General features: G+C 42.0%; 14 protein-coding genes and 1 pseudogene. 13 read left to right on the top strand and 2 right to left on the bottom strand.

The genetic code is table 11. From position 1 onward, the window contains the following. The first annotated feature begins 11 nt into the window (after positions 1-11). The 4 genes from HT736_RS07970 (at position 12) to HT736_RS07955 (ending at position 3,244) form a co-directional block, all read left to right on the top strand. A complete protein-coding gene (locus tag HT736_RS07970) occupies positions 12-890 on the top strand; it encodes a transporter substrate-binding domain-containing protein (RefSeq protein ID WP_000039543.1) in 879 nt (292 codons plus the stop codon). 161 nt (positions 891-1,051) lie between these two features. Continuing rightward, complete coding sequence (locus HT736_RS07965) at positions 1,052-1,744, top strand: amino acid ABC transporter permease (protein ID WP_000255467.1); 693 nt, start codon at positions 1,052-1,054, stop codon at positions 1,742-1,744. Between the two features lie 3 nt (positions 1,745-1,747). Next, entirely contained in the window at positions 1,748-2,470 is a 723-nt protein-coding gene (locus HT736_RS07960; RefSeq protein ID WP_000362518.1) for an amino acid ABC transporter permease, read from the top strand. Between the two features lie 9 nt (positions 2,471-2,479). After that, on the top strand, positions 2,480-3,244 hold the full coding sequence (locus HT736_RS07955; RefSeq protein WP_050207582.1) for an amino acid ABC transporter ATP-binding protein: 765 nt from the start codon (positions 2,480-2,482) through the stop codon (positions 3,242-3,244). A gap of 70 nt (positions 3,245-3,314) precedes the next feature. Here the strand turns inward: HT736_RS07955 and spuA are convergent, their stop codons facing one another. Beyond that, positions 3,315-7,181 carry an LPXTG-anchored pullulanase SpuA gene (gene spuA / locus HT736_RS07950; protein ID WP_172930920.1) on the bottom strand — a complete coding sequence of 1,289 codons (3,867 nt, stop codon included), beginning with the start codon at positions 7,179-7,181 and terminating at the stop codon, positions 3,315-3,317. A gap of 568 nt (positions 7,182-7,749) precedes the next feature. On the opposite strand from spuA, the gene HT736_RS07945 reads away from it, so the two are divergent. Next, on the top strand, positions 7,750-9,747 hold the full coding sequence (locus HT736_RS07945) for a thiol-activated cytolysin family protein (RefSeq protein ID WP_138706631.1): 1,998 nt from the start codon (positions 7,750-7,752) through the stop codon (positions 9,745-9,747). A gap of 256 nt (positions 9,748-10,003) precedes the next feature. Here the strand turns inward: HT736_RS07945 and HT736_RS07940 are convergent. Beyond that, positions 10,004-10,155: pseudogene (locus HT736_RS07940) on the bottom strand (helix-turn-helix domain-containing protein); the annotation flags it as partial. 281 nt (positions 10,156-10,436) lie between these two features. Here HT736_RS07940 and rpsL point away from each other — a divergent pair. From rpsL to HT736_RS07900, 8 genes are all read left to right on the top strand, one after another. Continuing rightward, positions 10,437-10,850, top strand: coding sequence for a 30S ribosomal protein S12 (gene rpsL / locus HT736_RS07935; protein WP_001142332.1), 414 nt, complete (start codon positions 10,437-10,439; stop codon positions 10,848-10,850). Positions 10,851-10,869: 19 nt separating this feature from the next. Continuing rightward, entirely contained in the window at positions 10,870-11,340 is a 471-nt protein-coding gene (gene rpsG, locus HT736_RS07930; RefSeq protein WP_000087873.1) for a 30S ribosomal protein S7, read from the top strand. A 278-nt stretch (positions 11,341-11,618) separates the two neighbouring features. Then, complete coding sequence (gene fusA, locus HT736_RS07925; protein ID WP_000090345.1) at positions 11,619-13,700, top strand: elongation factor G; 2,082 nt, start codon at positions 11,619-11,621, stop codon at positions 13,698-13,700. Positions 13,701-13,803: 103 nt separating this feature from the next. Beyond that, entirely contained in the window at positions 13,804-18,195 is a 4,392-nt protein-coding gene (locus HT736_RS07920) for a PolC-type DNA polymerase III (protein WP_172930919.1), read from the top strand. 37 nt (positions 18,196-18,232) lie between these two features. Further along, positions 18,233-18,910, top strand: a complete 678-nt coding sequence (locus HT736_RS07915) for a hypothetical protein (protein WP_138706629.1) — start codon at positions 18,233-18,235, stop codon at positions 18,908-18,910. Continuing rightward, positions 18,900-19,076, top strand: coding sequence for a hypothetical protein (locus HT736_RS07910; protein WP_166731839.1), 177 nt, complete (start codon positions 18,900-18,902; stop codon positions 19,074-19,076). The genes HT736_RS07915 and HT736_RS07910 overlap by 11 nt, the downstream gene beginning before the upstream one ends. Before the next feature lie 21 nt (positions 19,077-19,097). Beyond that, complete coding sequence (locus HT736_RS07905; RefSeq protein ID WP_138704427.1) at positions 19,098-20,339, top strand: aminopeptidase; 1,242 nt, start codon at positions 19,098-19,100, stop codon at positions 20,337-20,339. Positions 20,340-20,348: 9 nt separating this feature from the next. Beyond that, positions 20,349-20,579: a GlsB/YeaQ/YmgE family stress response membrane protein gene (locus tag HT736_RS07900; protein WP_000901572.1), complete on the top strand. Its 231-nt coding sequence runs from the start codon at positions 20,349-20,351 to the stop codon at positions 20,577-20,579. Positions 20,580-20,654: the final 75 nt, after the last annotated feature.

The following is a 20,654-nucleotide window of genomic DNA, read 5'->3' as shown; positions in this document are numbered from 1 at the left end:
AGGAGAAGAATATGAGTAAGAAAACATGGATTGTTGGTGGAGTTGCGGTTGTGGCAGTGCTTGGAGCAACGATTATTGGTAGGACTTTGTCGGGAGCATCTGCTAAAGGTGCAGATGCAGCTTCGTCTGGACAAGTAACAACTTTAAAAGTTGCCCATACTCAAAACTATGTCCCTTATGATTTTATTGACGAAAAAGGGGAATCAGATGGTTATGAAGTCGCTGTTTTAAAGGCGGTGGATGAGAAATTAGCAGATTATAAATTTGAGTATACTGGAACTAGTGATGATGATCTCTTGATTGGACTTGAGTCTGGCAAGTACGATATTGGAACTAAAGGTGCTTGGTATACAGATGAACGGGCTAAGAAATTCATTATTCCATCTGAGCCAGTAGGAGCCAGCATTATTGGTTTTACTGTCAGAAAAGGAGATGAAGCTAAATATAAGAATATTGATGATTTCGCCAAAAATAAAGGAAAATTAGTACCCATCTCTCCTCAAAATGCCCAGTGGAATGTGATTAATAGCTATAATGACAAGCACAAGGATACACCAATTGAGTTGACAGCTGCTGAATCTTTCAAGGTGGCAGATGCTTATGCTTGGGTTTTAGAAGGACGTTATGATGCTTTCTTTGACATCAAGTTGTCTTTTGAAAAAGCGGTGACAACAGATGATGGTTCTTACCACCAATATGCGGACAAACTTAGCTGGTTCCCTTATAAAGGAATTCCAACCTATCCCTTGATTCACCGTGATGAAAAGGGTGAGAAGTTTGCTAAAGAGTATGAAAAAGCGATTAAAGAATTAAAAGAAGACAGTACTCTAGCTAAACTTTCTCAAAAATACTTTAAAGAAGATGTCTTTAGCTACGTTGATAAAGATTAGATGAGCAATCAGGCATGTTATGCTCTTCGAAAATCTCTTCAAACCACGTCAACGTCGCCTTGCCGTAGGTATGGTTACTGACTTTGTCAGTTCTATCCACAACNNGCAACCTGCGGCTAGTTTGCTTTTTGATTTTCATTGAGTATTAGAAAGAGGTTTATATGGTTTCATATGATTTTTCAAGAGTGTTCCAATTTTTACCAACCTTATGGCAGGCTCTTCCTATGACCTTGTCCATTCTCTTTTTTACTACAGTCCTCGGTTCCCTTTTCGGTGGCTTACTGGCTTGGGCTCAAGTGGGAGAAGACAAGACTTTTGCAGGTCTTTCTAAGGGCTATATTTTCACTCTTCGCTGTACTCCCCCTATTGTTTTACTATTCCTTGTCTTTTATGGTTTACCTGAATTTTTAAAATGGTGGCTGAATTTAGATATCAACAACTGGTCTAAGACGGTCTTCGTCTTATTCACCATGGTCTTGCTATTTGCGGCTATCATTGCAGAAGTATTTAAGGCGTCCTATCAGGCAATTCCCAAAGGTCAGATGGAAGCTGGAGCCAGTATTGGTCTGACCCCTAGTCAGACATTTTGGAGAATCATTTTTCCTCAGGCTTTTCAAGTGGCTCTTCCAAATATGACGACCGCTATTCTAAATTTGATGCGGGACGCTGCCCTAGCCTATACGATTGGTTTTGTGGATGTCATGGGAGCTGGGAATCTCTTAATCAGTCGCAATTTGGGGAATTACTCTCTTGAAACCTATACAGCGGTTGCCATTCTTTATTGGGGTGTAGCCTTGGCTGTTTCCTTCTTGAGTCGCTTGTTAGAAAAATCTTTGGAAACGAAAGGGAGATAGGATATGGATTTAGACTATATTGCGAAAACTTTTTTAGAGACCTTAAAAGGGGTGCCAACCACCTTAATCATTATGATTGTAGCCATGGTCTTAAGTTTTGGACCAGCCTTGTTTTTAGCTCTGGGACAAATATATAAAGTCAAAGGTGTTCGAACTTTCTCTCTCGTGTATCTAGCTTTTATAAGAGCAACACCTCCGATTTTGCTGATTCTTTTCTTTTATAGTTTGTTTCCGAGTTTGCTCAATCAATTTCTCAAAAGCATAGGGAGTGATGTTGATATCTTTAAACTCAATCCGATCTATTATGCTTTTATTATCTATAGTTTGATGACAACAGGTAGTTTATCAGAAATCTTACGTTCGGCTATTTTGACTGTGGATAAGGGACAATTAGAAGCTGCACAAGCGATTGGTTTAACCACTAGTCAGGCTTATGTGAGTATTGTTTTTCCACAGGCCTTGCAATCAGCCTTGCCCAATCTGGCTAATCTAGTCATAAATATTGTAAAAGGAACCTCTTTGGTCTTTGTGATGACCATTAAGGATATTACAGCCATTGCCCGTGTTGAAGCGTCTTATGGTTATCAGTATTTTGAATCCTATTTTGTGATCTTTTTACAGTACATTCTTATTTGCGGATTGATTCAATGGGGCTTTTCAATCTTAGAGAAACGCTATATTCAAAGAAGAAAGGGACAAGTAGTGCCCAGTACAGGTTTAGCATAGGAGGAGACAATGTTACAAGTAGAACATGTTGCAAAAAAATTTGGAGACAGACAAGTCCTGGAAGATGTTAATCTCAAGGTCAACCAAGGGGATGTGGTTGTAATATTGGGGCCATCTGGATCAGGTAAAACGACTTTTCTCAGATGTCTCAATCATTTAGAAAAAGCCGATAGTGGCTCTTTGAAGCTTGCTGATAAAGAATACGATCTTGGCAAATTGACCAAAAAAGATATTTTAGAAATTCGCCAGAAGACCGCCTTTGTTTTTCAACATTATAATTTATTTGCTAATAAAACGGCCTTGGAAAATATTTTGGAGGGCTTGATTATTGCTCGGAAAATTCCTAAGGAAGAAGCCATCAAACGTGCGGAAGCTGCCTTAGAAAAAGTTGGTTTACTAGCTTATAAAGCTTACTATCCCTCTCAGCTTTCTGGAGGCCAGCAACAACGAATCGGCATTGCGCGTGCCATCGCTGTGAAACCAGAGGTCATTTTATTAGATGAGCCAACATCGGCCTTGGATCCAGAGTTGGTAGGGGATGTTTTAGATGTTTTAAAACAGTTAGCTAAGGAAGGAGTTACTATGGTAGTAGTGACTCATGAGATGGGTTTTGCTAGAGATGTAGCCAATCATGTTATTTTTATGGACGGTGGGAAAATTGTTGAAGAAAATAATGCCCATGATTTCTTTAGTCGTCCAAAAGAAGAACGAACCAAGCAATTTTTGGCACGAATACTCTCGGATGCGACCTATAGTGTAGAATATATGATTTGATAGATAGGCTTATCAGGGCAAAAATTAATCCCCTGAGCTATAATGCTTGGGGGATTTTTCTATAGGAGGGCTAGTTTAGTTCTCTTTTTTTGTTTTTCAGCAAGAACCCGATACCTAGGAGTGCAAGGAGGCTGATTCCTGCAAACAGGAGTTTGTTATCGTTTTTGATTCCTGTATTTGGAAGTTCAGCTTGTTTATCTGGGGTTGCAGGTATATTTTCCTTGCTAGAGCTTTCTACCGATTCGTTTCGAACCGCTTCTTTTACAGATGATGCTTGTGCTTCTTGTGCTGGTTGTTCAGCTTGTGAATCAGCTGTAGCTTGGCTAGGTTTATTTTCCGCATCAGCTACTGTTGCAGATGGTTTAGTAGAATCAGGTCTAGCTTCTGGAGCTGGGTCTTGATGTGCAGGGTGAGAAGCTTCATTTTGATGTTCAGGCTTGGAAGGGGTTGAGTCTGGTTTCTCTTCTGCAGTTGACTCATGGCTAGTTCCATTTTGAGAGACTCGAAGAACAGTAGCTGTAAGGGCATTCAATTTCAAGCCTTTTTCAGTCCATTCAAGTCCTTTCGGGTTGGCAATTCCGACTGGTCCTGCTTGGTTCTCATCTGCCAAAACTTCAGCATTTCTGAGGTGGGCAAAGGCAGTTCCCAAATTAAATTCGCGAGCTTTTTCGTCCGCATTGACAAAGACTGCGTAGATATCACCGTTTGGAGCAGTAATTTGGTAGCCAATCACTACGTCCTCTTTTTCCACACCATTTTGGCCTGGGACAGTGATGAGGTGGACACGATCTTTGATATCTTGAAGACTCTTAAGTCGGAAGGCATCTGTAGATTGACGAAGGGCAATCAAACCTTTCATATAGTCACGGCTCTTGACATTTTCAGGATATGCTTTTCCATCTGTAGCCTTAGTCCAGTCAAACTTGTTGACTGCATCGCTAGAATCGTAAGAGTCATGGATGAAGTAAGGATAGTCAAACGGATTGCCATCCTTATCACGCAACAAGTGAGATTTGTTTGGTTGTTTGTCCTCTGCTACTGGAGTCTTGTAGGCTGGGTCACGGAATTGTTTAGTACGTCCATATTCCTGACCGGAGTGGATAAATGGAGTTCCTTGAGCTGTCAAGACCATGAGATTTCCAAGTCGTAAACGACGGTGGATTTCAGCATAGTTCTCAGCCTTGCTTGGGTCTTTTTTGATAGACTGGGCAATGATGTCAAAGAGGGTCAAGTTATCATGGGCTGCGATGTATTGGATGACATCTCCAGGACTGTCTGCTTCAAAGTTGGTTGGTTGAGCAATGAGATTTTTGAAGACAGTGTTGACATCACGCTTGCCACCTGTGATAAAGGCAGGTTGACCTTCGTTTGGATAACCAGATTTGAGGTTGTTACGGATGTCATCTGAAAAGACAGCGACAGTATCGGTATGTTTCATCCAATCTTGGTCAGCAGCTTTAGTAGGCATATTTTCATCACCAGCATAGGTTCTCCAACCTTCACCAAGCATGATGAGGTTTGGATTGAGGGCGCGTGCAGCCTTGTAAGCTTCTTCGATAGAAGCGGCGTCATGGTCTCCCATCATATCGAAACGGAAGCCATCCACTTTGTAGGTATCAACTAGATATTTGATAGAGTCAACTAGGATCCGTTTACTCATATGGTGGGTTGTCCCCAAGCGTCCACCACCAAAGCTAGTTCGAGGTGTCCCATCAGCATCCATAAAGTGGTAGTAGTTTGGTTCTAAATCTTCAAAGAGATCGACTTTGGCTGTATGGTTATAAACTACGTCTAGGATAGCTCCCATGCCACGTTTGTGGATTTCGTTGATGAGGTTTTTAAATTCTGCGATTCGTTTTTCTGGATTCTTAGGATCGCTTGAGTACATACCAGTCAATGAGAAGTAGTTTTGAGGGTCATATCCCCAGTTGTAGTTGCTGTTGCTTGAAGCATAGTCAGACAAGCGTTCATGGTTTTTCAATTCATTGACAAAGTAGTAAGACAAGACTGGAAGGAGCTGGATGTGGGTTACCCCCAAGTCTTTGAGATAGTCTAGTTTTTCAATGAAGGCTTCAAAAGTCCCAAATGGTTTGGTTAAGTCTTTTGCAATGGCAGGATCTGAAGTGAAGTCGCGCACATGAGCTTCGTAGATAACGGCATCTTCACGAGTTTTGAAGTTGTGAATCTTACCATAAGTCAAGTCTTGAGGTCCTAGTTTAGCTGGATTTACAAAGGCGGCTTTAGCCACTTTATGGGAAGCGTCTGTTTTTGCAAGATCACTATTCCAAGCAGCGAGGGATTTAGCGTAAGGATCGAGTGCAAGAACAGTTTTACCCTGACGCTCGATTTGGTATTGATAATAGTAGCCAGTGAAATCTGTGATTCCTAATTTGTTTGTGCTATCTAGAGTTTGTTTCCAAGTTCCTCTTTCCCCTTTTTCAAGAGCGACAGTTCCAACTACTTTGTCAGGGTCATTCTTGTCGTAGACAACAACAGAAACCTTATCAGCACTTGGTGACCAGAGAGTTAAATCAACCTGTTTTCCTTCTTCTTTGAGTTCAGCTCCCAGTTTGCCATCATAGCTGTAAGTCTCATCTTTCAGGCGCCAGCTTGTTTTGGTAGTGAATTTGTCAGAGTTGTAGCTAACGGTATAAGGATGTTTTGTGTCAGAGAAATCTCCGCTGTAGGTCACTTTCTTACCAGCCTCATCGATTGTAACATCGGTAATAGCTACTTTTTCTCCTAGGTGATTAGTGATGTTGGAGTGCTTGAGGATATCCTCTTTTTTAGCACCGACAAGTGTTGAAAAACTACTTTCAATGCTAGAAGTTCCTACGTGTTGGGCACCTGTCATACGGATATCATGGATATAGTATGGATTTGTGTAAATCGATTCGTCATCGTCTTTTAGGAAAATTTGGCTATGATTTTTCAAATCTGTGAACTTATAATCTTCTTTACGGATTTTCACGTCGTCTCCTTGTTTGCTCTCATCTAGTAGCAAAAATCCAAATTCTCTCGCGGCTTCATTAAGAGGAATGTCGATATAGCGACCGTATTTACCTGTAGCCGTAAAGTCTGTTCCGTCAGGCCATTGAGCGCTACTTGGATTTTTCACATCTCCCCAGTACCAGAGAGATTTCTTGTCATAGTTGCCATCTGTGCGGTAGTAGTTGACGCGAACAGTTCCTGCGGGTTGTGGCTCGTAAGAGAAAACCTTGTAATCTTGGTCTAACCAAGCCTCATTCATCTTTGGTGCCAGTTTTTCTACAGATTTATCGCCGGTTAGATTTTTTCCAGCTGTATTGTTGATGAGGAAGCTAATTTTCTTGGCTTCTTCTCCCTTTAATTTGACATCTAGGTAGTAGCCGTAGTCATCTTTTTTGGCATCCTTGAAGGACAGGGCTCCGTTTGGCCAATTTTCAGAAGGTTTTTCAACATCGTCCCAAGTCCAGAGTCCTTGAGCATCCTTGTTTTCTTCAGGAAGTTTTTTGACGTGGATACGGAAGTAGTTGTCTTCGATGGGCTCTTCTGCCTTAGTTTCAGTCGTTACTGGACTAGTAGAAGTAGTTGTCTCACTTGAACGATCTTCTCCAGTTTGTGGTGCTGAATCGGCTGGGCTTGCAACAGGAGTGGTTGCCTCTGTTGCAGGTTTTTCTTCTTTCTCTAGGGAAGCGTTTGCATTATTAGGTGAAGAAAAATCGCTTTCTTTCTTACCAGTGCTAGTTGCTGTATCAGTAAGAGGCTGGGCAAGGGCAGTAGTAGTTTCACTATTATTTGCGTTAGTGGTTGGTGTACTTTCGTCGGCTGAGATAGTTGGTGTAGCCATGGCAAGCAAGACAAGGCTTGCGCCGATAAGGACAGAACCAGTTCCATTTTTGAGGGAACGGATGCTGTAGACCATTTTTTTCTCAGTTTGAGCTGGTGTTTTTCTCATGATGATTCTCCAATCAATAAATTTCTATACCAGTATAGCATGTAGTAAAACAATATGCAAGCGTTTTCCTTTGTTTGTAAAAGAAATTCTTACTTTTGAGAAGTTTTCCGTATTATTTTATATATCAGTATAAATAATGGAAATAATACTCAATGAAAATCAAAGAGCAAACTAGGAAACTAGCCGCAGGCTGTACTTGAGTACGGCAAGGCGACGTTGACGTGGTTTGAAAGTATAAAAATGTCACATAAGCCAAGCCGTATTATTAGGAAGATGATGTGTTCCCAGCTATTTTTATTCAGAAATTGATCTCTAATATTTCTTTTAAAAAGCTCATCTAGTGAAACTATAAATAGGAAAAGAAAAAAGTTAGTGTTTTTCAAGTGTTATCTAGTTTCCAAACTATAGTATTTACTGGAAATCTAAAGAAAATATCAGAAAAATTCAGCAAACGTTTTCTTCTTATTTTCTTGACTTTTTTGCTGATTTTTGCTTGACTTTTACTTGAAATTTGATAAACTATAGACAAATAGGAAAACGTATTCATTTAAAAACGGAGGAATAAGGAATGAATCAAGAAAAACGTTTGCATCGCTTTGTCAAAAAGTGTGGACTCGGTGTGTGTAGTGCTGTTGTTGCGGCCTTTTTATTGAACGCTCAGGGAGTAGCTTTGGCTACAGAGCAAGGGAATCGTCCAGTTGAGACAGAAAACATCGCTCGTGGAAAACAAGCTAGTCAAAGCTCTACTGCTTATGGAGGAGCTGCTACACGAGCAGTGGATGGTAATGTTGATAGTGACTATGGGCACCATTCTGTAACGCATACAAACTTTGAAGACAATGCTTGGTGGCAAGTCGATCTTGGAAAAACAGAGAATGTTGGAAAAGTTAAACTTTACAATCGTGGAGATGGGAATGTAGCTAATCGTCTTTCCAATTTTGATGTTGTTTTGTTAAATGAAGGAAAACAAGAAGTTGCTCGTCAACACTTTGATAGTTTGAATGGGAAGGCAGAACTTGAAGTTTTCTTCACCGCCAAAGGCGCTCGTTATGTAAAAGTGGAGTTGAGAACTAAAAATACCCCATTGAGCTTGGCAGAAGTGGAAGTATTCCGTTCAGCAACAACTCAAGTTGGACAGGATAGAACTGCACCAGTAGTAGATCAAACATCAGCATTGAAAGACTACCTTTTTGGCTTAACTTATAATCCTTTAGATATTTTAACTCGCAAGGGAGAAACCTTAGAAAATCGCTACAACACAAGTGCTAAGGAACAAAATGGAGAGTTTGTCGTTGTAGAAAAAATCAAGAAAACCCTCTCTACAGGCACAGCAGATGTTTCCATCAATGGAAATCAAAATGTCTTCCTAGGTGGCTTGTATAAGGCAAACCAAAATCTGCTAGAAAATCAGCCAGAATTGATTAGTCTTGCCCGTGCAAAGGGGACAGTCAGCGTCGATTTACCTGGTATGATTCAGTCTGACAGCCGAATTGAAGCAGATCCTACAACTAGTGGTATGCAGTCTGCGATGAATACCTTGGTTGAAAGATGGACAAAGAATTACTCATCTAGCCATTCCGTTCCTGCCCGTGTTCAGTATGAATCAACTACAGCCTATAGCATGAACCAATTGAAAGCAAAATTTGGTGCAGACTTTGAAAAAGCAGGCGCACCGCTCAAGATTGACTTTGAGGCTGTGCAAAAGGGTGAAAAGCAAATTGAAGTTGTAAACTTTAAACAAATTTACTATACAGCGACATTTGATGCACCGACCAATCCAGCAGCTGTATTTGACAAGAGTGTGACACCTGAAGATTTAAAACAAAGAGGCGTTGATTCACAAACTCCACCTGTATATGTATCAAATGTTTCTTACGGACGTCAAATCTATGTTAAGTTTGAGTCAACAAGTAAGTCTACTGAATTAAAAGCAGCTATTAATGCGGTTATCAAAGGTGCAACAATTGCTCCAAATTCTGAATGGAGCCGTCTATTGAAGAATACTTCTGTAACAGCAGTAATTGTAGGAGGTAATGCTAGCGGTGCTGCCAAAGTTGTCACAGGAACAGTCGAAAACTTGAAGGAACTCATCAGAGAAGGAGCTAACTTTAGCGCTCAAAGTCCAGCTGTGCCAATCTCATATAAGACTGCCTTCCTAAAAGATAATGCCCAAGCAACTTTACAAAATAGTACAGACTATATCGAAACGAAGGTTACTTCTTACAAAAATGGTTTCTTGAAACTTCATCATAAGGGTGCTTATGTTGCGCGTTACTACATTTATTGGGATGAAATTACATATGATGAACAAGGAAATCCAGAAATCCGTTCACGTCAATGGGAAGATAACGGAAAAAACAGAACTTCGGGCTTCCAAACAGAGATTCAATTTAGAGGAAATGTCCGTAATCTTCGTATCAAGGTTCAAGAAAAGACAGGTCTTGTATGGGAACCATGGCGTACAGTTTACAACCGCACAGACTTACCACTAGTACAACAGCGTACAATTACACATTGGGGAACAACTCTAAACCCTAAAGTTGATGAAAAAATTGTGAATGAGTAACAATTTGATTTACTTGATTCGATAGTAAACAGTGAAGAGGAGGAACTTCGATTTCTCCTCTTTTATGATTGACTTTTGAGAGAATGAAAGGGTAACTTCTATAGCAGATTGAAACTAGAATAGTACGTTGTTGCTATTAAAACATTTCTAGAAATTAAGTTGACTTTCTCAATAGATTTGTTCATGTCTTATTTCAATTCAATATAAAACTAACTTCCAGTTTTCCACAACCTAGTTTTTAGTATGAGAAAAACGCGTTGTTACAGACATAAGGAGCTTTTTGAGAAGTGGGCAATCCGTGTAATCAGATTTGACGGATGTTGGATGCATGATGCGATTGCGCTTGATTTCCTTCGAAATCGTTGACGGGCCTTTTCCCATATTCTCAACGATGGAACGGAAAGTCTCAGACTTAATTCTAGCATAATTCATCGTCTGAGACTAACTTCCAGTTTTGGGAGAGAGGTGGAAGTTACTTTGAGAAGTTAGCAAGAGCTAAAATTAACAAAAAAAGAAAAATATCTTGACAAGCAAGGGAAAATTTTGTTACAATAATAGACGGTACTTTTTACTTTTGGTCTCTCAAAAGTGTACAGGGACGTGCTGACAAATGTTGCAAAAGTACACACAGATGATAGCTGTCACCAAGTGTATCATCACCAAAAATAAAAAAACACAGGAGAATGTAGATGCCTACAATTAACCAATTGGTTCGCAAACCGCGTAAATCAAAAGTAGAAAAATCTAAATCACCAGCTTTGAACGTTGGTTACAACAGTCATAAAAAAGTTCAAACAAACGTTTCTTCACCACAAAAACGTGGTGTTGCAACTCGTGTTGGAACAATGACACCTAAAAAACCTAACTCAGCCCTTCGTAAATTCGCTCGTGTACGTTTGAGCAACCTTATCGAAGTTACTGCCTACATCCCAGGTATCGGACACAACTTGCAAGAGCACAGCGTGGTTCTTCTTCGTGGTGGACGTGTAAAAGACCTTCCAGGGGTACGTTACCATATCGTCCGTGGTGCACTTGATACTGCAGGTGTTAACGATCGTAAACAAGGCCGTTCTAAATACGGTACTAAACGTCCAAAAGCATAAGGAAAGGGGATAAAGAGAAATGAGTCGTAAAAATAGAGCTCCAAAACGTGACGTATTGCCAGATCCGCTTTACAATTCACAACTAGTTACTCGTCTTATCAACCGCGTTATGCTTGACGGTAAACGTGGTACAGCTGCTTCAATCGTTTACGGTGCTTTTGAGCAAATCAAAGAAGCTACTGGCAACGATGCACTTGAAGTATTTGAGACAGCTATGGAAAACATCATGCCTGTACTTGAAGTACGTGCACGCCGTGTTGGTGGTTCTAACTACCAAGTCCCAGTTGAAGTTCGTCCAGAACGTCGTACAACACTTGGACTTCGTTGGTTGGTAACAATCGCTCGTCTTCGTGGTGAACACACAATGCAAGACCGTCTTGCAAAAGAAATCTTGGATGCTGCTAACAACACTGGTGCAGCTGTTAAGAAACGTGAAGACACTCACCGTATGGCTGAAGCTAACCGTGCATTCGCACACTTCCGTTGGTAAGATTAAGATACTAAGGGCGTTAAAAAAGCGACTGAAAATTAGGAAGCTTGACGAAGAATCGAAGATTCTAGGAGAGCTTATCTATTTTCCGAGCTTTTAGCCCGGGTTCAAATTAGCTAAATCGATTAGTATTAGCTATAACTCAACTTACCAGCTCGTAAGTTGAAACCAACAATAGCATGAAAACATTGAGAACGGGTAGGTCCTGCCTATCCGTTTTTATTAAAATCGTGTTATAATAGAATAGAAATCAAAAATAAATAGGAGAAACAAACCTCATGGCACGCGAATTTTCACTTGAAAAAACTCGTAATATCGGTATCATGGCTCACGTCGATGCCGGTAAAACAACAACTACTGAGCGTATTCTTTACTACACTGGTAAAATCCACAAAATCGGTGAAACTCACGAAGGTGCGTCACAAATGGACTGGATGGAGCAAGAGCAAGAACGTGGTATCACTATCACATCTGCTGCAACAACAGCTCAATGGAACAACCACCGCGTAAACATCATCGACACACCAGGACACGTGGACTTCACAATCGAAGTACAACGTTCTCTTCGTGTATTGGATGGTGCAGTTACCGTTCTTGACTCACAATCAGGTGTTGAGCCTCAAACTGAAACAGTTTGGCGTCAAGCAACTGAGTATGGAGTTCCACGTATCGTATTTGCCAACAAAATGGACAAAATCGGTGCTGACTTCCTTTACTCTGTAAGCACACTTCACGATCGTCTTCAAGCAAATGCCCACCCAATCCAATTGCCAATCGGTTCTGAAGATGACTTCCGTGGTATCATTGACTTGATCAAGATGAAAGCTGAAATCTATACGAACGACCTTGGTACGGATATCCTTGAAGAAGACATCCCAGCTGAATACCTTGACCAAGCTCAAGAATACCGTGAAAAATTGATTGAAGCAGTTGCTGAAACTGACGAAGAATTGATGATGAAATACCTCGAAGGTGAAGAAATCACTAACGAAGAATTGAAAGCTGGTATCCGTAAAGCGACTATCAACGTTGAATTCTTCCCAGTATTGTGTGGTTCAGCCTTCAAAAACAAAGGTGTTCAATTGATGCTTGATGCGGTTATCGACTACCTTCCAAGCCCACTTGACATCCCAGCAATCAAAGGTATTAACCCAGATACAGACGCTGAAGAAACTCGTCCAGCATCTGACGAAGAGCCATTTGCAGCTCTTGCCTTCAAGATCATGACTGACCCATTCGTAGGTCGTTTGACATTCTTCCGTGTTTACTCAGGTGTTCTTCAATCAGGTTCATACGTATTGAATACTTCTAAAGGTAAACGTGAACGTATCGGACGTATCCTTCAAATGCACGCTAACAGCCGTCAAGAAATCGACACTGTTTACTCAGGTGATATCGCTGCTGCCGTTGGTTTGAAAGATACTACAACTGGTGACTCATTGACAGATGAAAAAGCTAAAATCATCCTTGAGTCAATCAACGTTCCAGAACCAGTTATCCAATTGATGGTTGAGCCAAAATCTAAAGCTGACCAAGACAAGATGGGTATCGCCCTTCAAAAATTGGCTGAAGAAGATCCAACATTCCGCGTTGAAACAAACGTTGAAACTGGAGAAACAGTTATCTCAGGTATGGGTGAGCTTCACCTTGACGTCCTTGTTGACCGTATGCGTCGTGAGTTCAAAGTTGAAGCGAACGTAGGTGCTCCTCAAGTATCTTACCGTGAAACATTCCGAGCTTCTACTCAAGCACGTGGATTCTTCAAACGTCAGTCTGGTGGTAAAGGTCAATTCGGTGATGTATGGATTGAATTTACTCCAAACGAAGAAGGTAAAGGATTCGAATTCGAAAACGCAATCGTCGGTGGTGTGGTTCCTCGTGAATTTATCCCAGCGGTTGAAAAAGGTTTGGTAGAATCTATGGCTAACGGTGTACTTGCAGGTTACCCAATGGTTGACGTTAAAGCTAAGCTTTACGATGGTTCATACCACGATGTCGACTCATCTGAAACTGCCTTCAAGATCGCGGCTTCACTTGCCCTTAAAGAAGCTGCTAAATCAGCACAACCAGCTATCCTTGAACCAATGATGCTTGTAACAATCACTGTTCCAGAAGAAAACCTCGGTGATGTTATGGGTCACGTAACTGCTCGTCGTGGACGTGTAGATGGTATGGAAGCACATGGTAACAGCCAAATCGTTCGTGCTTACGTTCCACTTGCTGAAATGTTCGGTTACGCAACAGTTCTTCGTTCTGCATCTCAAGGACGTGGTACATTCATGATGGTATTTGACCACTACGAAGATGTACCTAAGTCAGTACAAGAAGAAATCATTAAGAAAAACAAAGGTGAAGACTAATCTGTCCTCACTCTAGAAGGAAGTCACTTAGTGGCTTCCTTTTGTCTTTAGAAAATACCTCTAAATATGGTAAAATAGTAGGAGAATAATGTGAGGAAAATGAATGTCAAACAGTTTTGAAATTTTGATGAATCAATTGGGGATGCCTGCTGAAATGAGACAGGCTCCTGCTTTAGCACAGGCCAATATTGAGCGAGTTGTGGTTCATAAAATTAGTAAGGTATGGGAGTTTCATTTCGTATTTTCTAATATTTTACCGATTGAAATCTTTTTAGAATTAAAGAAAGGTTTGAGCGAAGAATTTTCTAAGACAGGCAATAAAGCTGTTTTTGAAATTAAGGCTCGGTCTCAAGAATTTTCAAATCAGCTCTTGCAGTCCTACTATAGGGAGGCTTTCTCTGAAGGTCCATGTGCTAGTCAAGGTTTTAAGTCCCTTTATCAAAATTTGCAAGTTCGTGCTGAGGGTAATCAGCTATTTATTGAAGGATCTGAAGCGATTGATAAGGAACATTTTAAGAAGAATCATCTTCCTAATTTAGCCAAACAACTTGAAAAGTTTGGTTTTCCAACTTTTAACTGTCAAGTCGAGAAGAATGATGTCTTGACCCAAGAGCAGGAAGAGGCCTTTCATGCTGAAAATGAGCAGATTGTTCAAGCTGCCAATGAGGAAGCGCTCCGTGCTATGGAACAACTGGAGCAGATGGCGCCTCCTCCAGCGGAAGAGAAACCAGCCTTTGATTTTCAAGCGAAAAAAGCTGCAGCTAAACCCAAGCTGGATAAGGCGGAGATTACTCCTATGATCGAAGTGACGACAGAGGAAAATCGTCTGGTATTTGAAGGGGTTGTTTTTGATGTGGAGCAAAAAGTGACTAGAACAGGTCGTGTTTTAATCAACTTTAAAATGACGGACTATACTTCAAGTTTTTCTATGCAAAAGTGGGTTAAAAACGAGGAAGAGGCCCAGAAGTTTGACCTCATCAAGAAGAATTCTTGGCTCCGAGTTCGAGGGAATGTGGAGATGAATAACTTCACACGCGATTTGACTATGAACGTACAGGATGTGCAGGAAGTTGTTCACTATGAGCGGAAGGATTTGATGCCAGAAGGTGAGCGTCGGGTTGAGTTTCATGCTCATACTAACATGTCGACTATGGATGCTTTGCCAGAGGTCGAAGAGATTGTTGCAACAGCTGCTAAGTGGGGACACAAGGCGGTTGCTATCACAGACCATGGGAATGTCCAGTCCTTTCCACATGGCTATAAGGCGGCTAAGAAAGCGGGAATCCAGCTGATCTATGGGATGGAAGCCAATATCGTGGAGGACCGTGTCCCTATCGTCTATAACGAAGTGGAGATGGACTTATCAGAAGCAACCTACGTGGTCTTTGACGTGGAAACGACGGGACTTTCAGCTATCTATAATGACTTGATTCAGGTTGCGGCCTCTAAGATGTACAAGGGGAATGTTATTGCTGAATTTGATGAATTTATCAATCCTGGGCATCCCTTGTCAGCTTTTACTACAGAGTTAACTGGAATTACAGATGATCATGTCAAAAATGCCAAACCACTAGAACAAGTTTTGCAAGAATTCCAAGAATTTTGCAAGGATACGGTCCTAGTTGCCCACAATGCTACCTTTGACGTTGGCTTTATGAATGCTAATTATGAGCGTCATGATCTTCCAAAGATTAGTCAGCCAGTTATTGATACGCTGGAGTTTGCTAGAAACCTCTATCCTGAGTATAAACGCCATGGTTTGGGGCCTTTGACCAAGCGTTTTGGTGTGGCCTTGGAACATCACCACATGGCCAACTACGATGCGGAAGCGACTGGTCGTCTGCTTTTCATCTTTATCAAAGAGGTAGCAGAAAAACATGGTGTGACCGATTTAGCTAGACTCAACATTGATCTAATCAGTCCAGATTCTTACAAAAAAGCTCGGATCAAGCATGCGACCATCTATGTCAAGAATCAGGTAGGTCTAAAAAATATCTTTAAGCTGGTTTCCTTGTCTAATACCAAGTATTTTGAAGGAGTGCCACGGATTCCGAGAACGGTTCTAGATGCCCATCGAGAGGGCTTGATTTTAGGTTCAGCCTGTTCAGAGGGTGAAGTTTTTGACGTGGTCGTTTCTCAAGGTGTGGATGCGGCGGTTGAGGTGGCCAAGTATTATGACTTTATAGAGGTCATGCCACCGGCTATCTATGCGCCCTTGATTGCCAAAGAACAGGTCAAGGATATGGAGGAACTCCAGACCATTATCAAGAGTTTGATAGAGGTTGGAGATCGCCTTGGCAAGCCTGTTCTGGCTACGGGAAATGTTCACTATATCGAACCAGAAGAAGAGATTTACCGTGAAATTATCGTCCGTAGTTTGGGACAGGGTGCGATGATTAACCGAACTATCGGTCATGGTGAACATGCCCAACCAGCTCCTCTGCCAAAAGCCCATTTTAGAACGACCAATGAGATGTTGGATGAATTTGCATTCTTGGGAGAGGAACTGGCTCGTAAACTGGTAATTGAAAATCCCAATGCCTTGGCAGAAATCTTTGAACCTGTTGAGGTCGTTAAGGGTGACTTGTACACGCCTTTCATTGACAAGGCTGAAGAAACGGTCGCTGAATTGACCTACAAGAAAGCTTTTGAGATTTATGGAAATCCACTGCCAGATATTGTCGATTTGCGGATTGAAAAAGAACTAACTTCCATTCTGGGAAATGGATTTGCCGTGATTTATCTAGCCTCGCAGATGCTGGTGCAACGTTCCAATGAACGGGGTTACTTGGTTGGTTCTCGTGGATCTGTCGGTTCCAGTTTCGTTGCGACTATGATTGGGATTACGGAGGTCAATCCTCTCTCTCCTCACTATGTCTGTGGTCAGTGTCAGTATAGCGAGTTTATCACAGACGGTTCTTATGGTTCAGGATTTGATATGCCCCATAAGGACTGTCCAAACTGTGGTCACAAACTCAGTAAAAATGGGCAAGATATTCCTTTCGAGACCTTCCTTGGTTTTGATGGAGACAAGGTTCCCGATATTGACTTGAACTTCTCGGGAGAAGACCAGCCTAGCGCCCACTTGGATGTGCGTGATATCTTTGGTGAAGAATATGCCTTCCGTGCAGGAACGGTTGGTACGGTAGCTGCTAAAACTGCTTATGGCTTTGTAAAGGGCTATGAGCGAGATTACGGGAAGTTTTATCGTGATGCAGAGGTGGAGCGTCTCGCCCAAGGGGCGGCTGGTGTCAAGCGAACGACAGGACAACACCCAGGGGGAATCGTTGTTATTCCTAACTACATGGATGTCTACGACTTTACGCCTGTCCAGTATCCAGCGGATGACGTGACGGCTGAATGGCAGACCACTCACTTTAACTTCCACGATATTGATGAGAACGTCCTTAAACTTGATGTACTGGGACATGATGATCCTACCATGATTCGAAAACTCCAGGACTTGTCTGGGATTGATCCTAATGAAATACCTATGGATGATGAAGGCGTGATGGCCCTCTTTTCAGGGACAGATGTGCTAGGGGTAACACCTGAACAAATCGGAACACCAACTGGGATGTTGGGAATTCCAGAATTTGGAACCAACTTTGTTCGAGGGATGGTCGATGAAACCCATCCGACGACTTTTGCAGAATTGCTTCAATTGTCTGGACTGTCCCACGGTACCGACGTTTGGCTGGGCAATGCCCAAGATCTGATTAAGCAAGGAATAGCAGACCTATCGACTGTTATCGGTTGTCGGGACGACATCATGGTTTACCTCATGCATGCTGGCCTCGAGCCTAAGATGGCCTTTACTATCATGGAACGGGTACGTAAGGGCTTGTGGCTGAAGATTTCCGAAGAGGAGCGAAATGGCTATATCGAAGCTATGAAGGCTAATAAGGTGCCAGAGTGGTATATCGAGTCCTGTGGGAAAATCAAGTACATGTTCCCTAAGGCCCATGCGGCAGCCTACGTTATGATGGCCTTGCGTGTAGCCTACTTCAAGGTTCACCACCCGATTTATTACTACTGTGCTTATTTCTCCATCCGTGCCAAGGCTTTTGATATCAAGACCATGGGAGCGGGTTTGGATGCCATCAAACGCAGAATGGAAGAAATCTCTGAAAAACGGAAGAACAATGAAGCTTCTAATGTGGAAATTGACCTCTATACCACTCTTGAGATTGTCAATGAGATGTGGGAGCGTGGTTTCAAGTTTGGAAAACTCGATCTCTACCGTAGTCAGGCGACAGAGTTCCTTATCGATGGAGATACCCTCATCCCGCCATTTGTCGCTATGGATGGTCTGGGAGAGAACGTTGCTAAGCAGTTGGTGCGAGCGCGTGAAGAGGGAGAATTCCTCTCTAAAACAGAATTGCGCAAACGCGGTGGCCTCTCATCAACCTTGGTTGAAAAGATGGATGAAATGGGTATTCTTGGAAATATGCCAGAGGATAACCAGTTGAGTTTGTTTGATGAGTTGTTTTAAAAGTTTGAAATGTCTTGTGTAGGTTTGAGGTTGTATCATGATGGAAAAGAAAAAAAGAGCAACACCCTGGAAACCAGGGAAAGTTATTTCCATACGTTTGCGAAATGGCGTTTATGTATTAGCACAAATGGTGCGTGATCCCTATCTGGTATTTTTCAACCATTTTAATGAGGAAAATAACTGGAAGGGAGTGACCTTGAAAGATGAAGATATCCTCTTTTGTAAGGCTGTTACTCGCCAGTTTCTACGCTATAGTCCTGTAGCGATTGTCAAAGAAGTTACCCCCCTGTTAGATTATGAACTGCCTAAAGAATGGATTTATAGCCATATTGGAGGGCATCCTATTACTGTTTCGGTAAAGGGAAGGGAGCGCCAACTTGCTGGTTTTGGTAGACGTTGTTCTTTGGTTCTGGCGGATAAAGACAGTGGACTACCAGAAGATAATCCACTTATGGGACTCTTCCAATCTTATATCATACCAGATATCAAAGAACAGGATTGGGATCGGGTAGGTCAGGCTGAACTTATGTCTATTGAAGTATTTCCAACACTCAACGAACGTCTCTATCTTTGCTTTCTTTATGGGAAAAATATAATTCCAGAACAAGATATCTCTTTAGGAAAGCCTCTACCTGATGACTATGAAACCTATATAGATATCCTCACAAATAGTCCAGAGGCACGACGCCTCTACCTAGGAGAGCATGAAGAATAAGAAAGGACATTTCATGAAACTAAGAATTTTTGCGGAAGACAAGCCGGCTAAGAAGGTGTTTGAGTATCAATTGGAACTTGCTGATCAAACAATTCTTCTATCAACAGCACTCTTGTCAGGTGCTATTGCTTTAGCAGGATTATTCTCTGCTTTGAAAGAAAAATAAAAATAGAAAAGAGAAAATTACATGGTTTTACCAAATTTTAAAGAAAATCTAGAAAAATATGCGAAATTATTGGTTGCGAACGGAATCAACGTGCAACCTGGTCACACTTTGGCTCTCTCTATCGATGTGGAGCAACGTGAGTTGGCTCACTTAATTGTCAAAGAAGCTTACGCTTTGGGTGCGCATGAGGTTATCGTTCAGTGGACAGATGATGTCATTAACCGTGAGAAATTCCTCCATGCGCCGATGGAGCGTCTGGACAATGTGCCAGAATACAAGATTGCTGAGATGAACTATCTTTTGGAGAACAAGGCTAGCCGTCTTGGAGTTCGTTCTTCTGACCCAGGTGCCTTGAATGGAGTGGACGCTGACAAGCTCTCAGCTTCTGCCAAAGCTATGGGACTTGCTATGAAGCCAATGCGTATCGCAACGCAATCTAACAAGGTTAGCTGGACTGTAGCAGCCGCTGCTGGACTTGAGTGGGCTAAGAAAGTCTTTCCAAATGCTGCGAGCGACGAAGAAGCAGTCGATCTCCTTTGGGACCAAATCTTCAAAACTTGCCGAGTCTACGAAGCAGACCCTGTTAAGGCTTGGGAAGAGCATGCAGCTATCCTCAAGAGCAAGGCAGATATGCTTAATAAAGAACAATTTTCAGCCCTTCACTACACAGCGCCAGGGACTGATTTGACCCTTGGTTTGCCGAAGAACCACGTTTGGGAATCAGCTGGTGCTATCAATGCACAGGGCGAAGGATTCTTGCCAAATATGCCGACAGAGGAAGTCTTCACAGCGCCTGACTTCCGTCGTGCAGATGGTTATGTCACTTCTACAAAACCGCTTAGCTATAGCGGAAATATCATTGAAGGTATTAAGGTGACCTTTAAGGATGGACAAATCGTTGATATTACTGCTGAGAAGGGTGATCAGGTCATGAAAGATCTTGTCTTTGAAAATGCGGGTGCGCGTGCCTTAGGTGAATGTGCCTTGGTGCCAGATCCAAGCCCAATTTCTCAGTCAGGTATTACCTTCTTTAACACCCTTTTCGATGAAAATGCGTCAAATCACTTGGCTATTGGTGCAGCCTACGCAACTAGCGTTGTTGGTGGAGCGGAGATGAGCGAAGAGGAGCTTGAAGCTGCGGGGCTTAACCGTTCAGATGTTCACGTGGACTTTATGATTGGGTCTAGTCAAATGGATATCGATGGTATCCGTGAGGATGGGACACGTGTACCACTCTTCCGTAACGGAGATTGGGCAAATTAAGGAGATAATATGTTAGGAAGTATGTTCGTTGGTCTCCTAGTGGGATTTTTAGCAGGTACTCTGACCAATCGTGGAGAACGCATGGGATGTTTTGGAAAAATGTTTCTCGGTTGGATTGGTGCCTTTATAGGGCATTTGCTTTTTGGGACTTGGGGACCGATAATAGCAGGAACTGCCATCATTCCGGCAGTACTAGGTTCCATGATTGTCTTAGCGATTTTCTGGAGACGAGGAAGTTAATTTCTTAAATCTGATACTCAATGAAAATCAAAGAGCAAATTAGGAAACTAGCCGCGGGCTGCTCAAAGCACTGCT

It is taken from the genome of Streptococcus sp. 339 (assembly GCF_013277285.1).
In the GTDB taxonomy this organism is placed as follows: Bacteria; Bacillota; Bacilli; order Lactobacillales; family Streptococcaceae; genus Streptococcus; species Streptococcus pseudopneumoniae.
The sequence above is the reverse complement of the archived record's forward strand: the minus strand, read 5'-3'. Positions and strand labels throughout refer to the sequence as shown.

Bases quoted from the DNA above. Each gene is read 5' to 3' on its own strand.
- spuA (WP_172930920.1), bottom strand. From the start codon at position 7,181: ATGAGAAAAACACCAGCTCAAACTGAGAAAAAAATGGTCTACAGCATC.
- HT736_RS07970 (WP_000039543.1), top strand. From the start codon at position 12: ATGAGTAAGAAAACATGGATTGTTGGTGGAGTTGCGGTTGTGGCAGTG.
- rpsG (WP_000087873.1), top strand. From the start codon at position 10,870: ATGAGTCGTAAAAATAGAGCTCCAAAACGTGACGTATTGCCAGATCCG.
- HT736_RS07965 (WP_000255467.1), top strand. From the start codon at position 1,052: ATGGTTTCATATGATTTTTCAAGAGTGTTCCAATTTTTACCAACCTTA.
- HT736_RS07910 (WP_166731839.1), top strand. From the start codon at position 18,900: ATGAAGAATAAGAAAGGACATTTCATGAAACTAAGAATTTTTGCGGAA.
- HT736_RS07920 (WP_172930919.1), top strand. From the start codon at position 13,804: ATGTCAAACAGTTTTGAAATTTTGATGAATCAATTGGGGATGCCTGCT.
- HT736_RS07905 (WP_138704427.1), top strand. From the start codon at position 19,098: ATGGTTTTACCAAATTTTAAAGAAAATCTAGAAAAATATGCGAAATTA.
- HT736_RS07960 (WP_000362518.1), top strand. From the start codon at position 1,748: ATGGATTTAGACTATATTGCGAAAACTTTTTTAGAGACCTTAAAAGGG.
- HT736_RS07955 (WP_050207582.1), top strand. From the start codon at position 2,480: ATGTTACAAGTAGAACATGTTGCAAAAAAATTTGGAGACAGACAAGTC.
- fusA (WP_000090345.1), top strand. From the start codon at position 11,619: ATGGCACGCGAATTTTCACTTGAAAAAACTCGTAATATCGGTATCATG.
- HT736_RS07900 (WP_000901572.1), top strand. From the start codon at position 20,349: ATGTTAGGAAGTATGTTCGTTGGTCTCCTAGTGGGATTTTTAGCAGGT.
- HT736_RS07915 (WP_138706629.1), top strand. From the start codon at position 18,233: ATGATGGAAAAGAAAAAAAGAGCAACACCCTGGAAACCAGGGAAAGTT.
- rpsL (WP_001142332.1), top strand. From the start codon at position 10,437: ATGCCTACAATTAACCAATTGGTTCGCAAACCGCGTAAATCAAAAGTA.
- HT736_RS07945 (WP_138706631.1), top strand. From the start codon at position 7,750: ATGAATCAAGAAAAACGTTTGCATCGCTTTGTCAAAAAGTGTGGACTC.